Here is a 16,716-nt window from a genome sequence, read left to right on the forward strand (position 1 = left end):
TTGTTAATTTGTAATTAATTGTTTGTCAGACTTAAATATACAAAATAATTCGGTGATTACCAACTTTTAAAGATACTTTCTTATCCCGAACTCACGTAGTTGTTCTCTTCTCCTTTCTGTAAGCCGCAGGGTGTTCAGCTAAATGTTATTCCTGTCGGCTATCAGCAACCTTGCATGTGCTTTGTTGCCGCCATTCTGGATGTAAGCAGATGCAGCATTATCCCCCGGGCTCCTCCTGTTTTTCTATTATAATACGGTTTGATACTCTTTGTCCTGCTGAAGGGGAAAGAGAGTTTATTTATGCAATTATAATAGAACAAAGAATGAAAAGATACATATTTATAGTGTGTCTGCTGGAGGTATGTGCCACAGCATTCGCACAGGTTCGGCATGACCATAGCGCATGCTACGAGGATAGTATATCGCTAACGGAAGCGATATTGAGTGAAGTGACGGTTTATGGATTGACAGGTACACAACGGATGAAGGATTCTCCCATAGCTTTTTCGGTTATTTCGCCCAAAAGGTTGCACCAATCGTTCGGTACCAATATAGTGGATGCTATTGCGTTTCAGCCTGGTATTTCCCAAATTTCTACGGGAGCGGGTATCAGTAAGCCGATTATCCGTGGACTCGGTTATAATCGGGTAGTGGTGATAGAACAGGGGATACGTCAGGAAGGTCAGCAGTGGGGTGATGAACATGGTCTGGAGGTGGATGCCGAGGGAGTCCATTCGGTAGAAATTCTGAAAGGACCGGCTTCGCTAATGTATGGCAGTGATGCGATTGCCGGTGTCATGATTCTGCATCCTGAACCGTCGCTCATGCAGGGAACTATGCAGGCAAAGGTTGGTGGAGAATATCAGTCGAACAATGGTCTGTACAACTATCATGCTGGTTTTGCAGGGAACATCGATGGATGGATGTGGAACGTGCACTATGCTGATAAGGCTGCTCATAGCTACAAGAATGCACTCGACGGATATGTGCCTGGTTCTTGGTTTAAGGAACGGGATGTACAGGCGATGGCAGGCGTTAAGAAGCGCTGGGGACATTCGTGGCTGCGTTTTTCGCATGTGAATTTTACTCCCGGTATTACTGAGGGAGTGCGTGACGAGGAAAGCGGACAGCTTGTATGGGAAAAGGGGAATTCTCCGAAAGCGTACGGTTGGCATTTGCCTTTCCAGCGGGTGCTTCATACCAAAGTGGTGAGCGACAATGCGTGGTACATCGCAGACGGGATGCTGAAGGCTATTGTGGGTTATCAGCAGAACTATCGCAGGGAGTTTGAAGATGCTATGGATGAAGCGGAACTGGCTATGCGATTGCATACGGTGAACTATGACTTGCGGTATCAGTTGCCGCTTGCCAATGACTGGAGTATTGCTACGGGGGTAAATGGTATGTGGCAGCGGAACTTGAATCAGGCGGAAGAGATGCTCATCCCTGATTATCGTCTTTTTGATTTTGGTTATTTCTTTACGGCCAATAAACAGATAGGACGCTGGAGTCTGTCGGGAGGCGCGCGTATCGATAACCGGCATTTGCATACTCAAACGGCGGAGAAGGATGGAAAGTTGCATTTTGAAGCGTTGGGTAAGGACTTTACCGGAGTGACCGGAAGTCTTGGAGCAGTGTATAACGTAAGTGAAGGGATGAATCTGCGGTTGAATCTGGCTCGTGGTTTCCGTGCACCGACTGTCAGTGAACTCTTGTCGAATGGAGTGCATGAAGGTAGTATTCAGTATGAACTGGGGAACAGGGACTTGAAGTCGGAATACAGCATGCAGGTCGATCTCGGCATGGATTATACGTCACGTTATGTGGCTGTCAACGCATCTCTTTTCAGCAATTGGATTGATAACTATATCTTCCTGGGCCGACTTCCTTATGAAACGGAAGGTTATCGTACCTATCAGTATCGTCAGGGAAATGCACGTCTGATGGGGGGAGAAGTGTCTGTAGATGTACATCCGGTAAATCCTTTGCATATTGAGAATACGTTTTCGTACGTACGTGGTATTCAGTTGAATCAAACAGCCGAGAGTCGCAATCTTCCGATGATGCCTGCGCCCCGATGGACGTGTAATCTTCGATATGAGTTTCCTGATTTTGCCCAAAAACATTGCAGACGTACATTTGTCAGCTTGGGTATGGAGTACAATCTTCGTCAGGACAATTATTATGCGCTCGATAATACAGAGTCGGCTACTCCCGACTATGCTGTTTTTAATTTAGCAGCCGGCATGGATTTGCATGTTTTCGGTCATAACTGCATTGAACTGAGTCTTTGTTGTCAGAATCTTTTTGACAAGGTATATCAATCTCTCATCTTTCGCGTTTGAAATATGCCGAAGTCAACAAGGTTACAGGTCGCCAGGGTATTTCGGCTATGGGGCGTAATATCTGTTTGAGGGTAAATATTCCGATTGATATTCATGTAAAATAAGAATTCTATTAAGGCTGGTTTCGTTTGTGAGGCCAGCCTTTTATTATCTGTTACTTGCTGATGGATGCATCGTTGGATGATGAAAAAAGTAGTGTGATTTGTTTGCTGCTTTAGAAAGATATCATACCTTTGCTATATGCAATTCGCTGATAATTAATATATTAATAAAATAATTATATAAAATATGAATTTAAAAGAAGAAATTAAAACGTTTGATTTGCATGCACAGATTGGTAATTTAAAAGGAGTTGATAAAGAAAATAAAATAGTGGAGGTATTTAGGAATATAGCGCAGCAAATCTTAAGTGGCTATTTCTTGATACAGAAAAGCCACAGTAATTCTTGTGTGAAAGTTCATCCTACATGCGTTGAAATATATTATCATGAAGAGGGTGATGGGGATGATAAGATCAAGGATTATGTTGTCTATCATCGAAATAGTGATGATGGTAAGATGGATAAATCTCTTTTCCCATTAGGAATACTGCATAATCATGTATCGGGTATTGATATAACATTTGAAAAAGGAGATAATCCCCAAAATGCCATACGAATGTCAGCATTGATTAGGGAATTTCGTATAGACGATAGTAAAAAGGTAGAGGATAACTATTGTATGGATTATTTGGAGTTAAAGAGAAATCGTAGGGGAAATATTGTGACGAAGCCAACTTATTTATATGACGCACTTTATTCGCAGTTTTCTGTTTTTGATGGTTTCAGTATACAATGGGTTGATGGTGAAAATCCTATAGAATTAGAAGAGGGCTCGGAAGTGAGAGTCAATGTTTCGGAATATGAAAAAAAAGAAAAGAATAAAGTGGAAAAGATACCTGCTTCTAAAGGAGAAGGATGTGCAACTACTAACAAGATGTATAAACAATGCCTTAGAAAGTGGAATTTTAAAGTGAAATAATATTGGTATGATTCCCGATTATAAAGCAAATGCCGTATATATGTCAGTATGGCTTGAAAAAGATTATCATGAAGTGTATGTGGCCTTGACAAAGATATTCAAGAAACATCATATTGCTTATGGTATAATACCCGCAACAAGGGATGTGTGGTGCCGAGATTATATGCCTTTGCAACTAGATGCGGACAGGTATCTTTGTTATATATACAGACCAGACTATTTACTGAAGAAGGTTTGTAACAGTAAATATATCACAGATTCAGAGGAAGTAAGTAGATGTATGAATATTAAAATAAAGCAGTCTTCCCTTGTTATTGATGGTGGTAATGTGGTCAAAATAGCTGATAAAGCAATTATGACTGAGAAGGTCTTTTATGAGAATCCGGGGGTATCGCAGAAATGGCTGAAAAGGAAGATACAAAACCATCTTGAATGCGAAGTGGTATTTATTCCGTGGGATAGGTATGAAATCTATGGGCATTCGGATGGGATTGTCAAGCCACTGTCGGATACGGCGGTGTTAATGACTAATTATCGAGATTATGATAGGGAATATTGTGAGGAGGTCGTGAAAAGGTTATCTAAAAAGTTTGAAGTTGAAATGTTGTCTTATGATGTGAAAAAGAAGGATTCTCGTAGCTGGGCATATATCAATTTTCTGACAGTTGGAAATCTCATCGTGTTGCCTGCTTTTAATATAGAGGAGGATGAGTTGGCATTATCTCAAGTGAAGCTATATTATCCGAATAGTGTAGTAGAACAGATAAATATAGCTTCTCTTGTAAAAGATGGAGGAGGGCTGAATTGTGTTACTTGGTGTAGGTATTGCGAGCAAAAGTGAGGGAAACTTATGCTATGATGAGTTGTGTGATGTATAAGTAAAAAAGTCACGTTTATACGGGATACTCCGCTAAGCGTGACTTGGAAATGAAAACAGTTATGGTGCAATTCTAAGCATAGGGTATCTATGCTTTAGAGTAGGATTCGCATATTTCTTTGGTAATTTTAGCAACCTGATCGATTGAAACCATGCCTGTATCGAAAGTGGCGTGGTAATTTCGTGCGTCGCCCCAATGCTGACCAGTGTAGTGGAAGAAGTGGTCTTGTCGTGCTTTGTCGATATTGGCAATTGTGTCGGGTGCTTGTGCAGAGGGGATACCGTACTCGGCAGTAGCTCGGTTTATCTTATGTGACATGTCGGCATAAAGAAATAAATTGATGGTGTTGGGACGGTTTTTCAGAATATAGTTGGCGCAACGACCGACGATTACACATGGCTTTTCGGAGGCTATGCGACGGATAACTCGACTTTGGGCTACAAACAAAGCGTCGTCGTATGAAAGGCTTCGGCTGAGTGGGGCCTCATAATCTTGCATAATCATTTGGTAAAGCAATGAGCTGGGGAGTTTCTGCTCGTTTTGTGAAATGAAGTCTTCGCTGAAATTGCTTTCCTTGGCCACCAATGTGATTAGTTCTTTGTCGTAAAAGGCGATGCCCAATTGCTTGGCTATCAGTTCTCCTGCCTGATGACCTCCATTTCCGTATTCGCGGGAGATGGTGATAACAAGCGGAAGGCTGGCTTCTGTTGCTGTAGGAGCGGTTGTTTTGTGGACTTCCGGTTCTGCCAGCCAGTGACGGACAAAGATCAGGCGGGGCATTATCAGACGTATAAATGGTCCTGTAATGAGTGCTGCAATGATAGTTCCTTCTCTAACTCCTTCGATACGGCCACTCAACAGCCATGAGCAGAGGGCGGCAATAAGTACCAGCGATACATCGAAACAGATTTTTATGTTTCCGAATTCTTTTTTGAAACGTAATGTGGCGAACTGTATGGTGTACTCGGCACTGATCATTGTTACGTCGGCAATTACTTCCAGACAGATTCCGAAGGCAAGTATCATGCAACCAATGACCAATGAGATGATTTTTACATAATAAAGTTGAGGTACGTAGCTGGCGGTTATCCACATGGTCAGGTCGGTGAAAACAGACAGGACGAAAGCTACCGGAAACTGCATCAGCAGTTCCATCTTTCGTTCCATAATGCCTTTTTTCCCCAATAGCAGCATTTGTAGACATATCAGGATAATAGTAAAAAGGAAAAAGTAACTACCTAAGGAAAGGGGGGTGTTGAGGCTTGCCACGTAGGGGACACTCGTTATCGGTGAAGTTCCCAAATCGGAACGGGTGATGATGCTTATTCCAAATGCTATGACAAGCAGTGAGATACCAAATACGAGGTATCGGCGCAGAAGTTCTGCTTTGCTTTTTGTGCGGTTTTCTTCCATGAATTTTTATTATTTAATTTGACTGCGCAAATTTCTTTAATTAAATTTGTTCCTAATCTACAGATTAAGAAATAAACAATGCAATTTACGCCACAAGATTCGGTAACAGAAAAGCGTATTTCCTTGATAGAGGAGGTACCGGCAGACGAGATTTTGACTAAGGTGACAGGGCGTGAGGAGGTCAGTCTGCATCCTCATACTCATAATCGTCATCAGATAATATATATATTGTCGGGGACGCTACATGTGGAGGTGGAGGAGAGTAGCTACTTTGTAACAGGACGTCACCTGATTTGGATTCCGCGTGGAGTGGAGCATCGACTGTCGAGCAATAATAGTCAGATATCGTTGCTTACCAGTTATTTTTGCATGGAGCATGCAGGGGAAGATTGTTTTGCCATTTATAAAACGGATGAACTGGTGGCTCGCAATTTGCAGTTTATCAGCAGGCATGAGCTTATTGATTGGAATCGTACGCCTGAAATTTTTGCTTTTGCAATGGGATTTTTTGGTGTGTTACCTCACATTTGTAAAAAGGCATCGTTTCCGGCTCAGCCGTTTATTATTCCTAAGGATGTTCGCTTGCTGCCTGTTCTGGATTATGTAAAGTCTAATTTAAATCAGGACTTGACTATTGAACGTGTGGCATCTTACTTTGGCTTTTCTGTCAGAAATCTGACTCGCTTATTTACTAATTCGGGAATACGTTTTGTGCATTATCTCAATTATCAGCGAATTGTCAGGGGGATTGAAATACTGACGGATGAGGCTATGAATATTGAGCAGACGGCTTATGAAGTGGGGTTCAATTCGCCTAACAGCTTTAGCCGGGTGTTTAAGCAGATAACTGGGGAATCGCCTTCTGAATATATCCGGAACCTTTAACACGTGAGATATGGATTACTGTTTGTTGTCCGGAAAATAAATTATCCGATTGGAATTTCGTCATATTTCATTGGGAAAGATTATCTTTGCAGCCGATTTTAAAATGCTTTTAAATATGGTTTCACAAGGTATATATTCGATTGTGTTATTGGTGTTCTCGAATATCTTCATGACATTTGCATGGTATGGGCACCTGAAAATGCGTGAAGAGTTCAGTTGGTTTGCTGCGTTACCGCTGATCGGGGTGATCGCTTTTAGTTGGGCAATTGCTTTTTTTGAGTATTGTTTGCAGGTTCCTGCCAACCGGTTGGGATTTAAGGATAGTGGCGGACCGTTCGACATCATGCAGTTGAAGGTGATTCAGGAGGTAATAACGCTTACTGTATTTACTGTCTTTTCAATGATTGCTTTTAAGATGGAGCTGAAATGGAATCATCTGGCTGCTTTCTGCTGCTTGATTCTGGCTGTATACTTTGTGTTTAAGAAGTAATTGAAAAGTTATTATTTTTCGCATTATAGAAAAAAGTGCGTCATGATTGTGATATCGTGACGCACTTTTTTTGTGATAGTTATTGTCAGTTCTGTTGTTCACGTAAGCGGCGGGTTTGCATTTCTACGTCGTATACGTTGTGATTTGTCTTATCTCGCTTTAAGAACTCCTGTCGGCGAATGGAATCTTCGGCTGCCCGCTGCCGGATATAGCGCTGGTAGTCGGGAAGTGCTTCGGGCTGACGTGGTTTGTCTTTTGTTTTTTTCTCCTGCTTTTCTGGTTGCTTGTCGGTCTGCGACGGTGAAATAGAGTCGGGCTGTGCTGTGTATACAGGCAGCAAGGGCATCGACTGAAAGGCTGGAGTGATTTCGGGAGCTTCCAGCTTCAGTGAATCGTTGTCCGGGTACAGATAACTGTCGTCGTAGGAAAGAATATCTTCGTCGGTATTATGGACTTGTGTACTGTCGGCTGATGATGGGTTGCTTGCAATATATTTATCGAGTCCGGCATGATCTTGCTTGGTTGGAATATAGTTGGCATATTTTTTCCAGGCAACGGCGTGGGTACGGTTGTGCTTGATAGCACGTCCACGCTTTGTCAGACTTTCGTACAGCAACTTGTCGAAGTCGACAGAAATGCTGACACCGGGACCTGCCGGAGAGTTGACATATAAGTATGTTTCACCGGGAACGGGCTTTAAATCTCTGCCATATTCTCTACGATGTTGTTGGTTAGGATTTATGTTCCAATATATCTTCCATTTTTTCTCGATGGTAGGCATGACATCGTATACGGGATTTTCTCCGAACTTTGTCCAAATTGTGTAGGGCTCAGCACGGATATAGCCTGTTATTTTCTTTACTCGTGTGGAGTCGATCATGCTGCGTGGCATGGACAGGTCCTCCTTAAACTGCATCCATTTCTTGTCCATCGGAGAGTCGAGTGGCTTGTATTGGTTTTCTTTGGGAGTAAAGTCAAACTGTATCATCTTAATGACATCTTCATTCAGCTTGATTTCTTCTTCTTTCTTTGTTGTCTGTGCAGAAAGTGATGTAGCCTCGGCTGCAAGGACCAATAAGCCTAAATATGTTGCTATGTGTTTTGTAGATGGCATAATGATTGCTTTATAAACCCTTTACTCTTCCGCCTTGCATCCATACTCTGCGGTAATAAGGTTCGTCCAGTCGGCTGACAATGACGCCGCGACTGGTACTGGCATGGATGAAGCGGTCATTTTTTAGATAAATGCCTACATGGGTAGCAGTACGTTTGTTTTTCCCATTATGGAAGAAGACAAGGTCGCCTTCCTGAAGTTTGTTTTTGCTTATTTTCCGGCAATTTGTTTTTCGCTGTTCGTCGGAATTGCGCTTTAAATGTTTGTGGTATACTTTCTTATAGATGTTGTATGTCAGTCCGGAACAGTCTACTCCTCTTTTTGTGTTGCCTCCGGCACGATAAGGGACACCTATCCACTGAGAGGATTCAATATACAGGCGATGGTTGTCTTCCATAGCTATATCCATGTCGAGGCGAATGGCTGCTTGAGCCAGTTCCCGGTAATCGTACCGGGGAGCACGAGTACCGCATGACGTAAATAGTATGGTACTCAGTATTCCGATGAGGCAGATAAGGCGAATGGGGTAGCTTGTTTGATACATATATTTGTTTGTTGACATTTGGACAAATATACAATAATCGGAGTAAATGAGAATGTATTTGACCGAACTGTGTGGGGATTTTTTGTTTATTTAAAAGGTTGCGGATGCTTATTTTAACGGGATTTAATTTTTAGTTCATGACTTTGGAGGCTTGCTTTGCTCCTTTCTTGGGGCATATACATAAAAAATCTGCAAGTTTCGATACGTATTGTATCTCTACTTGCAGATTGATTGGTAATGCTGTAATTTAAGTTATGAATGGATTCGTTATTTTGTTTATTAAAGTTTCTGTACTGCGATATAATGCTTTTGGCCTCTGCTTTCATTGGCATATACAAAAATTTCCGTTTGCTTGCCTGCTTGTAGTTCAATGTTGCCGGATGCTGTGATATTGTAATTGCCTTCGCTACATTCCATATAACCGAACATCATTCCATCTGTAATGGTTTGAGGTGGCATAATGGCTTTGAAGGAATTGGTACCATTCGCACACATATTTATAGTTGCTTTATTCCCTGTTTTTGTAAATGTTTTATTGTTCAGGTTTACATTAGCTTTATAATACATGTCTTTTAAGGTAAAGCTATATACTTCGTTAAATCCTTTGGGGGAAATTATAACTCTGCTCAGGCAATGGGAAAAAGATAAATTTATGTTCTCTTCATCCGAAGATGAAGTTGTATATGCTATCATTAAATCACTTGTCGTGTAATGATTGTATGCCGTTTGATCTGTCCAGACTTCGAATGTAAAATTGGAACTGGTTTTAGATGAGTAGGGGTATATTGCATAATAATATAACTTGCTACCATCTGAAGGTAATTCTATTCCGTTTCCCATAGGAGTGAACTTTGAATTTTCTATATATTGGTAGGGTATATTATTGGCATAATTAGTATAATTAATTTGTCCGGCTGTTATATATCCGTCATCTTTCATTGCAAAAACTCCAATTTGGTCACTGTTTTCAAATTTTGTATCAGAGGCTCTTGTTTGAGCCCCTGATGGGAAAAATGAAACGTAATCCTTTGGACTTTCTGGCATGTTTGTGTCAGTGGTACATGCTATGAGTGAACAGCAAGAAAGAGCAAACATAAGAGGAATGTTCCGTTTCATAGAATTTTATTTTTTTGTACTGAATATATCATATATAGCTTTTGAAGGAATAGATATAGATCTACTAGGCCATGAAGTGTTTATAGATAAACCGTCTTGATCTTTAAAGACTCTGAAAACGCCTTCTTTCATTAAAACCTCGTTAGGGTCATATCCCTTTTCTACCATAATAAAGGCATATTGTAAATTTTGGATGCCGCTTGCTGATTTGGTTCCTGAGATAACCAAAGCTGTTTTTGTATAAATGTCAGAACTTTCTCCTATTGTATTAAAAAATGCAGTAAAGTTGTTGCCACTGCCACTGATAAAAGCACCTTCACCTGTAGAATGACTATTTCCTGAAACTGACATGTTCTCATAGTCGAGGGTATTGTTGGTGAAATTTTGATTGCTGAGCTTAATATAATTGGAAGCAACGAGATCGCCCGGCTCATAGCCACCTGTACCTTCATCTTCACAATATACGGTAACAAACGGATCTACTAAATAGACTCCTTCTACGTTAGGTGGATTCACGCCATTATAAATCGTAATATATTTTTCCAGTTTCTCTCTTATGTCTGCCGGAACTACATCGTTGAATCTGTTATCTACTTCATCCCAAGGATTAATGTCACCTACAAATTCGACTATGGCTTTATCATCGTTGTATGATAGAGCAATTTCAGCTTGAACACCAGATCTTAATTCTAAGTTATTGCTGAGGCTTACGGAATATTCTGTATTTCCAATTTGTAAAGTAGCAAATAGGTCGTCTTTCAAGATTGTTTGTGGAGGAAGTATTACTTTGAAGCTATTGGTGCCGTTGTCTGTACAGATAACGTCTCCGCTAACTGAAGTGCTGGTAAAAGTCAGGTTGTTTAAATTGGCTGTTGCACTTACTTTGGCATTTTTTATGGTTAATAATCTATCACCAGATGGCCAGTTGTTTCCTGTAAGGTTAACAATTACTTTTGAAAGCCTATGGCTGAAATTAAGTTGTACAAGTGTAGATGACGTTGCTCCCGTGTGGGCAGTACAAAGATCACTTAGTGTGTAGTTATCACCACGTTGGTCATCTTGAACACGAAAGTTGAAGCTGCTGGATGCAGTAGAGGTATATGGGTATATAGCGTGGTAGAAATATTCTTGTCCGTCTTCTTCTATTTCTATGCCATTTGCCGACGTGAATTTTGTCCCATCATAGGTATATTTTACATTGTCGGCGTAGTTCCCTCTATCAGCGATAATTCCTTTGTCGTTAGATCCACTGGATGCAACTGCAAATACTCCGATTTGATCATTGGCGTCGAATTTTGTGTCTGTCGCTCTTGATGGTGCATTTAGTTGTGCCTGGAAGCTGACTATGTTGTCTATTCCTTCAGGTACTTCGTTCTCGTTTTCTACAACTTCATTCTTTCCACATGAAGATAATGCCATACTACCTATAAGTAATGACATAAAATAAACATTAACGCTTTTCATAGTATAATTGTGAATTAATAATTTATTTACAAATATATCCAAATGTAATGAAAAAAGAAAATTGTATGAGGCTCTTTTTGTACTAAAATGACATAGAGTGTTACTATGCTGTCAAAATTTGTTGATAAGAGGAGTGTAAAGATTATCAGATAGTTTTTATGTGAAATGACTTGATCTCTCTTTCCTTTAATGGTGGGGTAATTGTCCGTGTCATAATACTATGTTCTTAATATGTAGTAAATGATATGTTTTTAAATATTTACATTGTGCGTTTTATGCGTATTTATTATGTAGTAAAAAAAAGTGATATTTGTATATGATAAAAGCGTAACTGACAGTTTTTCCTGTTTCGTTACGCTTTCGTTTGAGCCATGGAAAATTATATAGCAAAATAGGTTTCCAGTTCGCTGCCGGCACTGCCATCGGTGTTATCTATATCTCGTATCAGTTTGCCGTGCTCCAAAAGAGCAATGCGGGTGCTGATGTCTATGGTGTGATTCAGGTTATGGCTGGATACGAGAATGGTTGCTCCGGTGGATTGGTTGTATGTTACCAGCAGTTGCTTTAAAGCTGATTGGGAGCTTGGGTCAAGAAAGTTGAATGGTTCATCTAATATAATCAGCTTCGGATTATTCAGCAAAGCTGCGAGTATGCCGACTTTCTGCTTGTTGCCGGCCGAAAGATTGCGAATCAGTTTTTTCTGTCCTAAGACTTCTCCATTCATGAATCGTTCGTAGGCTGCCAGTCGTTCGTCAACGGTCTGACGATTGAGGTTGCACATGCGTCCTACAAAATAGAAATATTCTTCGGGTGTCAGGTAATCTATCAGAAAACTTTCGTCCAAATAGGCTCCTGTAATTCCTTTCCATTGTTCGCTGCTGCTGACTTCGATTTCTCCGATACGGACGGAACCTTCATCGGCTTTCAGCAAGTCGAGCATCAGTCGGAACAGAGTAGTTTTTCCGGCTCCGTTGTTTCCTACCAGTCCGATGATTTCTCCGCTGTGGATGGTGTATTGTTCTATGTCGAGGACTACTTTGCTGCCGTAGGCCTTCTTGAGTTGGTTTATTGTTATGTCCATAATATTCTTTTTCTACATTAACGTGTGTTTCTGAATCCTTCCATGTTCTGGTATTTCCGTTTCATCAGTCGGATATAGATGTTTTGTATCCAGTACCGATGGGTAATGAATCCCAGCAAACCCAGTACGATGAGTGTAATGTAAGCAGTTGTTTCGTCGAGAAACAAGGTGAGTGCTTTGTTGATTAGAAGCGGAAGGCCGAAGGCGCATGTTATGATGAGCATTTGGTACATGTTGCTACCTCGCTGTTTGCCTATGGCACTGGTATTGAGTGGGGCAGTCTTGTCGTTGTAGACGGTCATTTGCATCATCATGGGGAATATGGCTCCCATTGTAAAGCACAGATAAGCTATCGACATGAGCAGAGGAATGGTGTCCATGTATACTGGTATGAGAATGAATAAGAAGGGAACAATCAGAAAGATGCATTGCAGATAGTACTTGGCTCGCAGCATATTGTAGAGGCTTTCCTTCCGGACCATCAGTCCGTCGATGTAGTTGCCTTCGAATGTCATAATACGGCTCAGTGTCATCAGTCCCAGTATGCAGTAGCAATACAGGCAGATGAAATTGTTCATGTAGCTGTTGTCGCCGTATACATTGCCGGCAAGAGCGATTGTGAACATACACATGATGAAAAAGAAGCCCCAGAACTGGCTGCGGGGTGCTTTGTTGCGGAGCAGCATTTTTAATTCCAGACGTAGGTATTCTCCTACATTGCCATAGCGGTCGAGAAAGCTGTAACTACTGATATGCTTGATTTTGACGTCTTCTGTTCGCGCAAGCTCTTTGTAGATGAGGTGTTGTTGTACCCGGTCGTTTATGTAGATAAGCAGACCGATGAGTACGATGATTCCGAGGAAAGCCAGCGGATTCCAGAGAATAAAGCCTTCTCCCCAGTTCATCGTCAGAGTGCTGACAAGTCCTGTTTCCGGCAGAAATTCCAATAACGCTAATATACCGTATACAAGAATACTCCAAAACAGGTGAATGAACTTATCTCGCTTGAGTACGCAGATCAGCATGCTCCAATAGCTGTTCATGACAATCATGAGCCAGATACCCAGAAGGTATCCCACTACACCGGTCAGCCCGTAAAAGCGTGTAATGCTTATCAGGGCAAAGGGTATAAACAAAAATAGCCAGAAGAGATTGATGGAACGAAATAGGTTCTCGGCCAGAAAAGCAAGTATGACTTTTTGCTTAGGAACCGGCAGCAAGAGATAAGGTTTAATTTCCTGTACAGGAGTGGGAAGCATGAAGCGTATCAGAAAGTCGAGAAACAGGATAATGATCAATCCTTGGTTGAGGATGTGGTAAGGTTCCATGCCAGGAAAGCTCTCTTGAAAAGCAGAGGGCAGCATAGCCCCTATAAATAGGAGATATGCTGCCCAGAATGCTATTCCGCAATACATGAAAACCTTTGCAAAACGGTTCTTTTCGAACATCGGACTTCGCCGTGCGGCAAGTTTCCGGTTTTTACGTATTTCGACGAAGAGCATAATTCATCAGGTTTGGAGTGTTACTTCGTATCGCCTGAAGTCATGCTTACTTCGATGCGGTTGTCTTGTGAGAAGAAATCTTTAGCAAATTGCTGAAGATCGGCCGATGTAATTTGATTTACAGTGTCGGCATATTTGGTTGCCATATCTGTATTTTCCCAGAAGTAGCTGTACAGGATATTCATCCAGTAACCGTTTTCTTTTTGGTTAGCTTCATAATTCTTCAGCATATATTCTTTTACTTTCTTCAGGTTTTCTGCTTTCGGACCGTTAGCAATAAAGTCATTGATACCTTTGTCGATCAAACCGCTCATCTTTGCGCGTTTTTCCGGATTAGTATCGAACGAGATTTGAAGAGTGGCTTCTGCTTTCGGGTACAAGCTGATGTCGCCTGATACACCTACTCCGTAAGATGCTCCTTCATCTTCACGAACAGTTTCTGTGTACTCCATGGTCAGCAGCTGAGAAAGCATGCTCATCATTAACTGGTTTTTCAGCGTGTATTCGCATTCACCGCTTCTGATAATACATACAGTAGCTTTCTGAGTCTGTAAATCTCTATGGAATACATTTTTGTGTTCACCCTTGCGGATGTCCAGATTTACATCACGGAAATCTTCTTTACGATTGATAGAAGGAAGAGAACCGAGGTATTTTTCGATAAGCGGAGTGGCAGTAGCCTGATCGATGTTACCTACGAAAATGAATGTAAAGTCGCTTGCATCTTTGAAGCGGTCTTTATACATATCCATAATCTTCTGGTAGTCGGTTTTGTCGACCATATCAGCTTTGATACGTAATATACGAGGATTGTCACCATATAATTCTTTTCTCAAGGTATCACTCAAAGCAACATTCGGGTTGACTTCCATATTAGCGAGCTGTGCTTTCAGACGACTCTTGTATGATTCGAATGCTGTAGAATCCATACGTGGGGCTGTAAAGCTGAGGTAAGTCAACTGCAACATTGTTTCCAGATCTTTTGGTGAGCATTTACCTGATACTGATTCTGTCAGTGTATTGACTGAAGCAGAAGCTGAGGCTACTTTTCCTGATAATACTTTCTGTAAGTCGACTACATTGAAGTTGCCCAAACCTCCCAGACCAGCAACGTCATTGATTTGTTTGAACTGCAAGGCATCTTTTTCATCGAACAGTGAAGTACCACCACGGCTGAATGAAGACATTCTGATTTCGTCTGCTTTGAAGTTAGTCGATTTCAGAATAACACGTACACCATTGTTCAGTGTAAGGATAGTCGATTCGAACGGGCCTTTTTCAGTCTTGATTACCTTACCTCCTGCAGGAGTTTCTTTCATCAAAGGTTCATTAGAAACTTTGTCGACATATGGTTCCAGTTTTTCAGCCTTTACGTCGGCAAGTACCTTTTTTATGTCATTTTCTGTAGGAAGTTTTACTTCCGGTTTGTCGGGACAGAATAAAGTTACGACTGTATTACTGTCGGTAACCAGCGATTTCAGCAATTGATTTACATTGTCGAGAGGAATATTCGGCACAATCTGTGTCATGAGTGCATATTCGTCTTCAATGCTTGGAATAGGATCGCCGTTGATGAAGTTTGATACATACTGGCTTACAAACTGATTGCTCTTCATCTTGTCGCGTTCATTGTAAGCATTTTCTATAGCACGCAGGTAGTCGGCTTTCATTCGGTTATATTCACCTTCTGTAAATCCGAACTGACGTGCACGCTCTATTTCACGCATCAAAGCAGACAGCCCTGTTGCGATTCCGTCGTCTTTACAGATAGCTACACCTACAAATGCTTTCTTTGTCTTGGCAAGAACAAAATCATTGTCTTCTACTCCGGCATTGATGAATGGAGGAGTGGCGGTCTGGGTAAGTTCCTGAAGACGGGTGTTCAGCATGCTTGAGATAGCGCCGGTCATGTAGTTGTATACCAGATAGCCGACAGTATTCTTCATTTCTTCGGGGAACGGGTCGTGCTTATGGTATACATATACTTGATTAATTTGCTGCTCCTTATCCTTAGCAATAGCAATAATTGGTTCCTTGTTGTCGGGAACGGGGAAATATTTGCGTTCTGCTACATCTTTCGGCATTTTGATTGGGCCAAATATTTTCTTGATTTTGGCTTCAATCTGGTCTACATCAATATCGCCGACAACAATCACTCCCTGCAAATCGGGACGATACCACTTTTCGTAATAATCGCGCAGGTCTTGATAAGGGAAGTTGTCTATGATATCCATTGAGCCGATAGGAAGGCGGTAGGCATATTTACTTCCTGCAAACATTTTAGGGAATATGGTATCGTACATACGCATCATAGCACCAGTACGTGTACGCCATTCTTCATGTATAACGCCACGTTCCTTATCTATTTCTTTCGGATCAAGAGTCAGGTCATCGGCCCAATCGTGTAAAATCAGTAAACAAGAATCGATGATACCGTCACGGATAACTGGTACGTTGTCGATATTATATACTGTTTCATCGATAGCAGTATAGGCATTTAAGTTGGTACCGAATTTCACGCCAATAGATTCCAAGTATTCGCGTAAAGCATTCCCGGGAAAATTGGTTGTACCATTAAAGCACATGTGTTCCAAAAAGTGAGCCAGACCACGCTGGTTGTCTTCTTCCAAGATAGAACCTACTTTTTGGGCAATGTAGAAGTCGGCTTGCTTTTCTGGTAGCGCATTGTGGCGAATGTAATAAGTTAAACCGTTATCTAATTTACCAATACGAACATTCGGATCGGTTGGGAGAGGAGGCATCTGTTGTGCACAGACTGTAACGGTTCCTCCTATCAGGATGATAGCGGCAAATGTTTTTTTTATGAAACTTCTCATAATTAAATATGTATTTTAGTTAACTTC

General features: G+C 41.3%; 13 protein-coding genes. 5 read left to right on the plus strand and 8 right to left on the minus strand.

The window, feature by feature from the left end; all coding sequences use genetic code 11:
* Nucleotides 1-323 precede the first annotated feature (323 nt).
* The 3 genes from ACZM60_RS09665 (at nt 324) to ACZM60_RS09675 (ending at nt 4,206) form a co-directional block, all read left to right on the plus strand.
* Complete coding sequence (locus ACZM60_RS09665; protein WP_489521391.1) at nt 324-2,345, plus strand: TonB-dependent receptor; 2,022 nt, start codon at nt 324-326, stop codon at nt 2,343-2,345.
* 288 nt (nt 2,346-2,633) lie between these two features.
* Complete coding sequence (locus tag ACZM60_RS09670) at nt 2,634-3,365, plus strand: hypothetical protein (protein ID WP_489521392.1); 732 nt, start codon at nt 2,634-2,636, stop codon at nt 3,363-3,365.
* Nucleotides 3,366-3,372: 7 nt separating this feature from the next.
* The gene (locus ACZM60_RS09675; protein ID WP_489521393.1) at nt 3,373-4,206 is read left to right on the plus strand and encodes an agmatine deiminase family protein; all 834 of its coding nucleotides are present in this window, start codon (nt 3,373-3,375) and stop codon (nt 4,204-4,206) included.
* A gap of 124 nt (nt 4,207-4,330) precedes the next feature.
* On the opposite strand, the gene ACZM60_RS09680 is transcribed toward ACZM60_RS09675, so the two are convergent.
* A complete protein-coding gene (locus ACZM60_RS09680) occupies nt 4,331-5,656 on the minus strand; it encodes a DUF6198 family protein (RefSeq protein ID WP_489521394.1) in 1,326 nt (441 codons plus the stop codon).
* A gap of 78 nt (nt 5,657-5,734) precedes the next feature.
* Between ACZM60_RS09680 and ACZM60_RS09685 the strand changes: the two genes are divergently transcribed.
* Nucleotides 5,735-6,541 carry a helix-turn-helix domain-containing protein gene (locus ACZM60_RS09685; RefSeq protein WP_489521395.1) on the plus strand — a complete coding sequence of 269 codons (807 nt, stop codon included), beginning with the start codon at nt 5,735-5,737 and terminating at the stop codon, nt 6,539-6,541.
* A 115-nt stretch (nt 6,542-6,656) separates the two neighbouring features.
* Nucleotides 6,657-7,031 (plus strand): DMT family protein, encoded by a 375-nt coding sequence (locus tag ACZM60_RS09690; RefSeq protein WP_021970943.1) that lies wholly within the window; start codon nt 6,657-6,659, stop codon nt 7,029-7,031.
* An 85-nt stretch (nt 7,032-7,116) separates the two neighbouring features.
* Here ACZM60_RS09690 and ACZM60_RS09695 read toward each other — a convergent pair whose 3' ends face one another.
* The 7 genes from ACZM60_RS09695 to ACZM60_RS09725 form a co-directional block, all read right to left on the minus strand.
* A complete protein-coding gene (locus ACZM60_RS09695; protein ID WP_489521396.1) occupies nt 7,117-8,145 on the minus strand; it encodes a DUF4858 domain-containing protein in 1,029 nt (342 codons plus the stop codon).
* Nucleotides 8,146-8,155: 10 nt separating this feature from the next.
* Nucleotides 8,156-8,689 carry a C40 family peptidase gene (locus ACZM60_RS09700; protein ID WP_021970945.1) on the minus strand — a complete coding sequence of 178 codons (534 nt, stop codon included), beginning with the start codon at nt 8,687-8,689 and terminating at the stop codon, nt 8,156-8,158.
* Nucleotides 8,690-8,968: 279 nt separating this feature from the next.
* Nucleotides 8,969-9,805: a fimbrillin family protein gene (locus ACZM60_RS09705; protein WP_021970946.1), complete on the minus strand. Its 837-nt coding sequence runs from the start codon at nt 9,803-9,805 to the stop codon at nt 8,969-8,971.
* A 6-nt stretch (nt 9,806-9,811) separates the two neighbouring features.
* Nucleotides 9,812-11,269, minus strand: coding sequence for a fimbrillin family protein (locus ACZM60_RS09710; protein ID WP_418587262.1), 1,458 nt, complete (start codon nt 11,267-11,269; stop codon nt 9,812-9,814).
* A 379-nt stretch (nt 11,270-11,648) separates the two neighbouring features.
* The gene (locus tag ACZM60_RS09715; protein ID WP_489521397.1) at nt 11,649-12,350 is read right to left on the minus strand and encodes an ABC transporter ATP-binding protein; all 702 of its coding nucleotides are present in this window, start codon (nt 12,348-12,350) and stop codon (nt 11,649-11,651) included.
* A 17-nt stretch (nt 12,351-12,367) separates the two neighbouring features.
* The gene (locus ACZM60_RS09720) at nt 12,368-13,852 is read right to left on the minus strand and encodes a DUF5687 family protein (protein WP_489521398.1); all 1,485 of its coding nucleotides are present in this window, start codon (nt 13,850-13,852) and stop codon (nt 12,368-12,370) included.
* Nucleotides 13,853-13,872: 20 nt separating this feature from the next.
* On the minus strand, nt 13,873-16,689 hold the full coding sequence (locus tag ACZM60_RS09725) for a M16 family metallopeptidase (RefSeq protein WP_489521399.1): 2,817 nt from the start codon (nt 16,687-16,689) through the stop codon (nt 13,873-13,875).
* Nucleotides 16,690-16,716 lie beyond the last annotated feature (27 nt).

The organism is Phocaeicola sp. (assembly GCF_057861905.1).

What these genes read in the sequence shown, in the direction of transcription:
- ACZM60_RS09680 (WP_489521394.1), bottom strand. Translation starts at nt 5,656, where the DNA reads ATGGAAGAAAACCGCACAAAAAGCAAAGCAGAACTTCTGCGCCGATAC.
- ACZM60_RS09700 (WP_021970945.1), bottom strand. Translation starts at nt 8,689, where the DNA reads ATGTATCAAACAAGCTACCCCATTCGCCTTATCTGCCTCATCGGAATA.
- ACZM60_RS09695 (WP_489521396.1), bottom strand. Translation starts at nt 8,145, where the DNA reads ATGCCATCTACAAAACACATAGCAACATATTTAGGCTTATTGGTCCTT.
- ACZM60_RS09690 (WP_021970943.1), top strand. Translation starts at nt 6,657, where the DNA reads ATGGTTTCACAAGGTATATATTCGATTGTGTTATTGGTGTTCTCGAAT.
- ACZM60_RS09725 (WP_489521399.1), bottom strand. Translation starts at nt 16,689, where the DNA reads ATGAGAAGTTTCATAAAAAAAACATTTGCCGCTATCATCCTGATAGGA.
- ACZM60_RS09675 (WP_489521393.1), top strand. Translation starts at nt 3,373, where the DNA reads ATGATTCCCGATTATAAAGCAAATGCCGTATATATGTCAGTATGGCTT.
- ACZM60_RS09670 (WP_489521392.1), top strand. Translation starts at nt 2,634, where the DNA reads ATGAATTTAAAAGAAGAAATTAAAACGTTTGATTTGCATGCACAGATT.
- ACZM60_RS09710 (WP_418587262.1), bottom strand. Translation starts at nt 11,269, where the DNA reads ATGAAAAGCGTTAATGTTTATTTTATGTCATTACTTATAGGTAGTATG.
- ACZM60_RS09685 (WP_489521395.1), top strand. Translation starts at nt 5,735, where the DNA reads ATGCAATTTACGCCACAAGATTCGGTAACAGAAAAGCGTATTTCCTTG.
- ACZM60_RS09720 (WP_489521398.1), bottom strand. Translation starts at nt 13,852, where the DNA reads ATGCTCTTCGTCGAAATACGTAAAAACCGGAAACTTGCCGCACGGCGA.
- ACZM60_RS09665 (WP_489521391.1), top strand. Translation starts at nt 324, where the DNA reads ATGAAAAGATACATATTTATAGTGTGTCTGCTGGAGGTATGTGCCACA.
- ACZM60_RS09705 (WP_021970946.1), bottom strand. Translation starts at nt 9,805, where the DNA reads ATGAAACGGAACATTCCTCTTATGTTTGCTCTTTCTTGCTGTTCACTC.
- ACZM60_RS09715 (WP_489521397.1), bottom strand. Translation starts at nt 12,350, where the DNA reads ATGGACATAACAATAAACCAACTCAAGAAGGCCTACGGCAGCAAAGTA.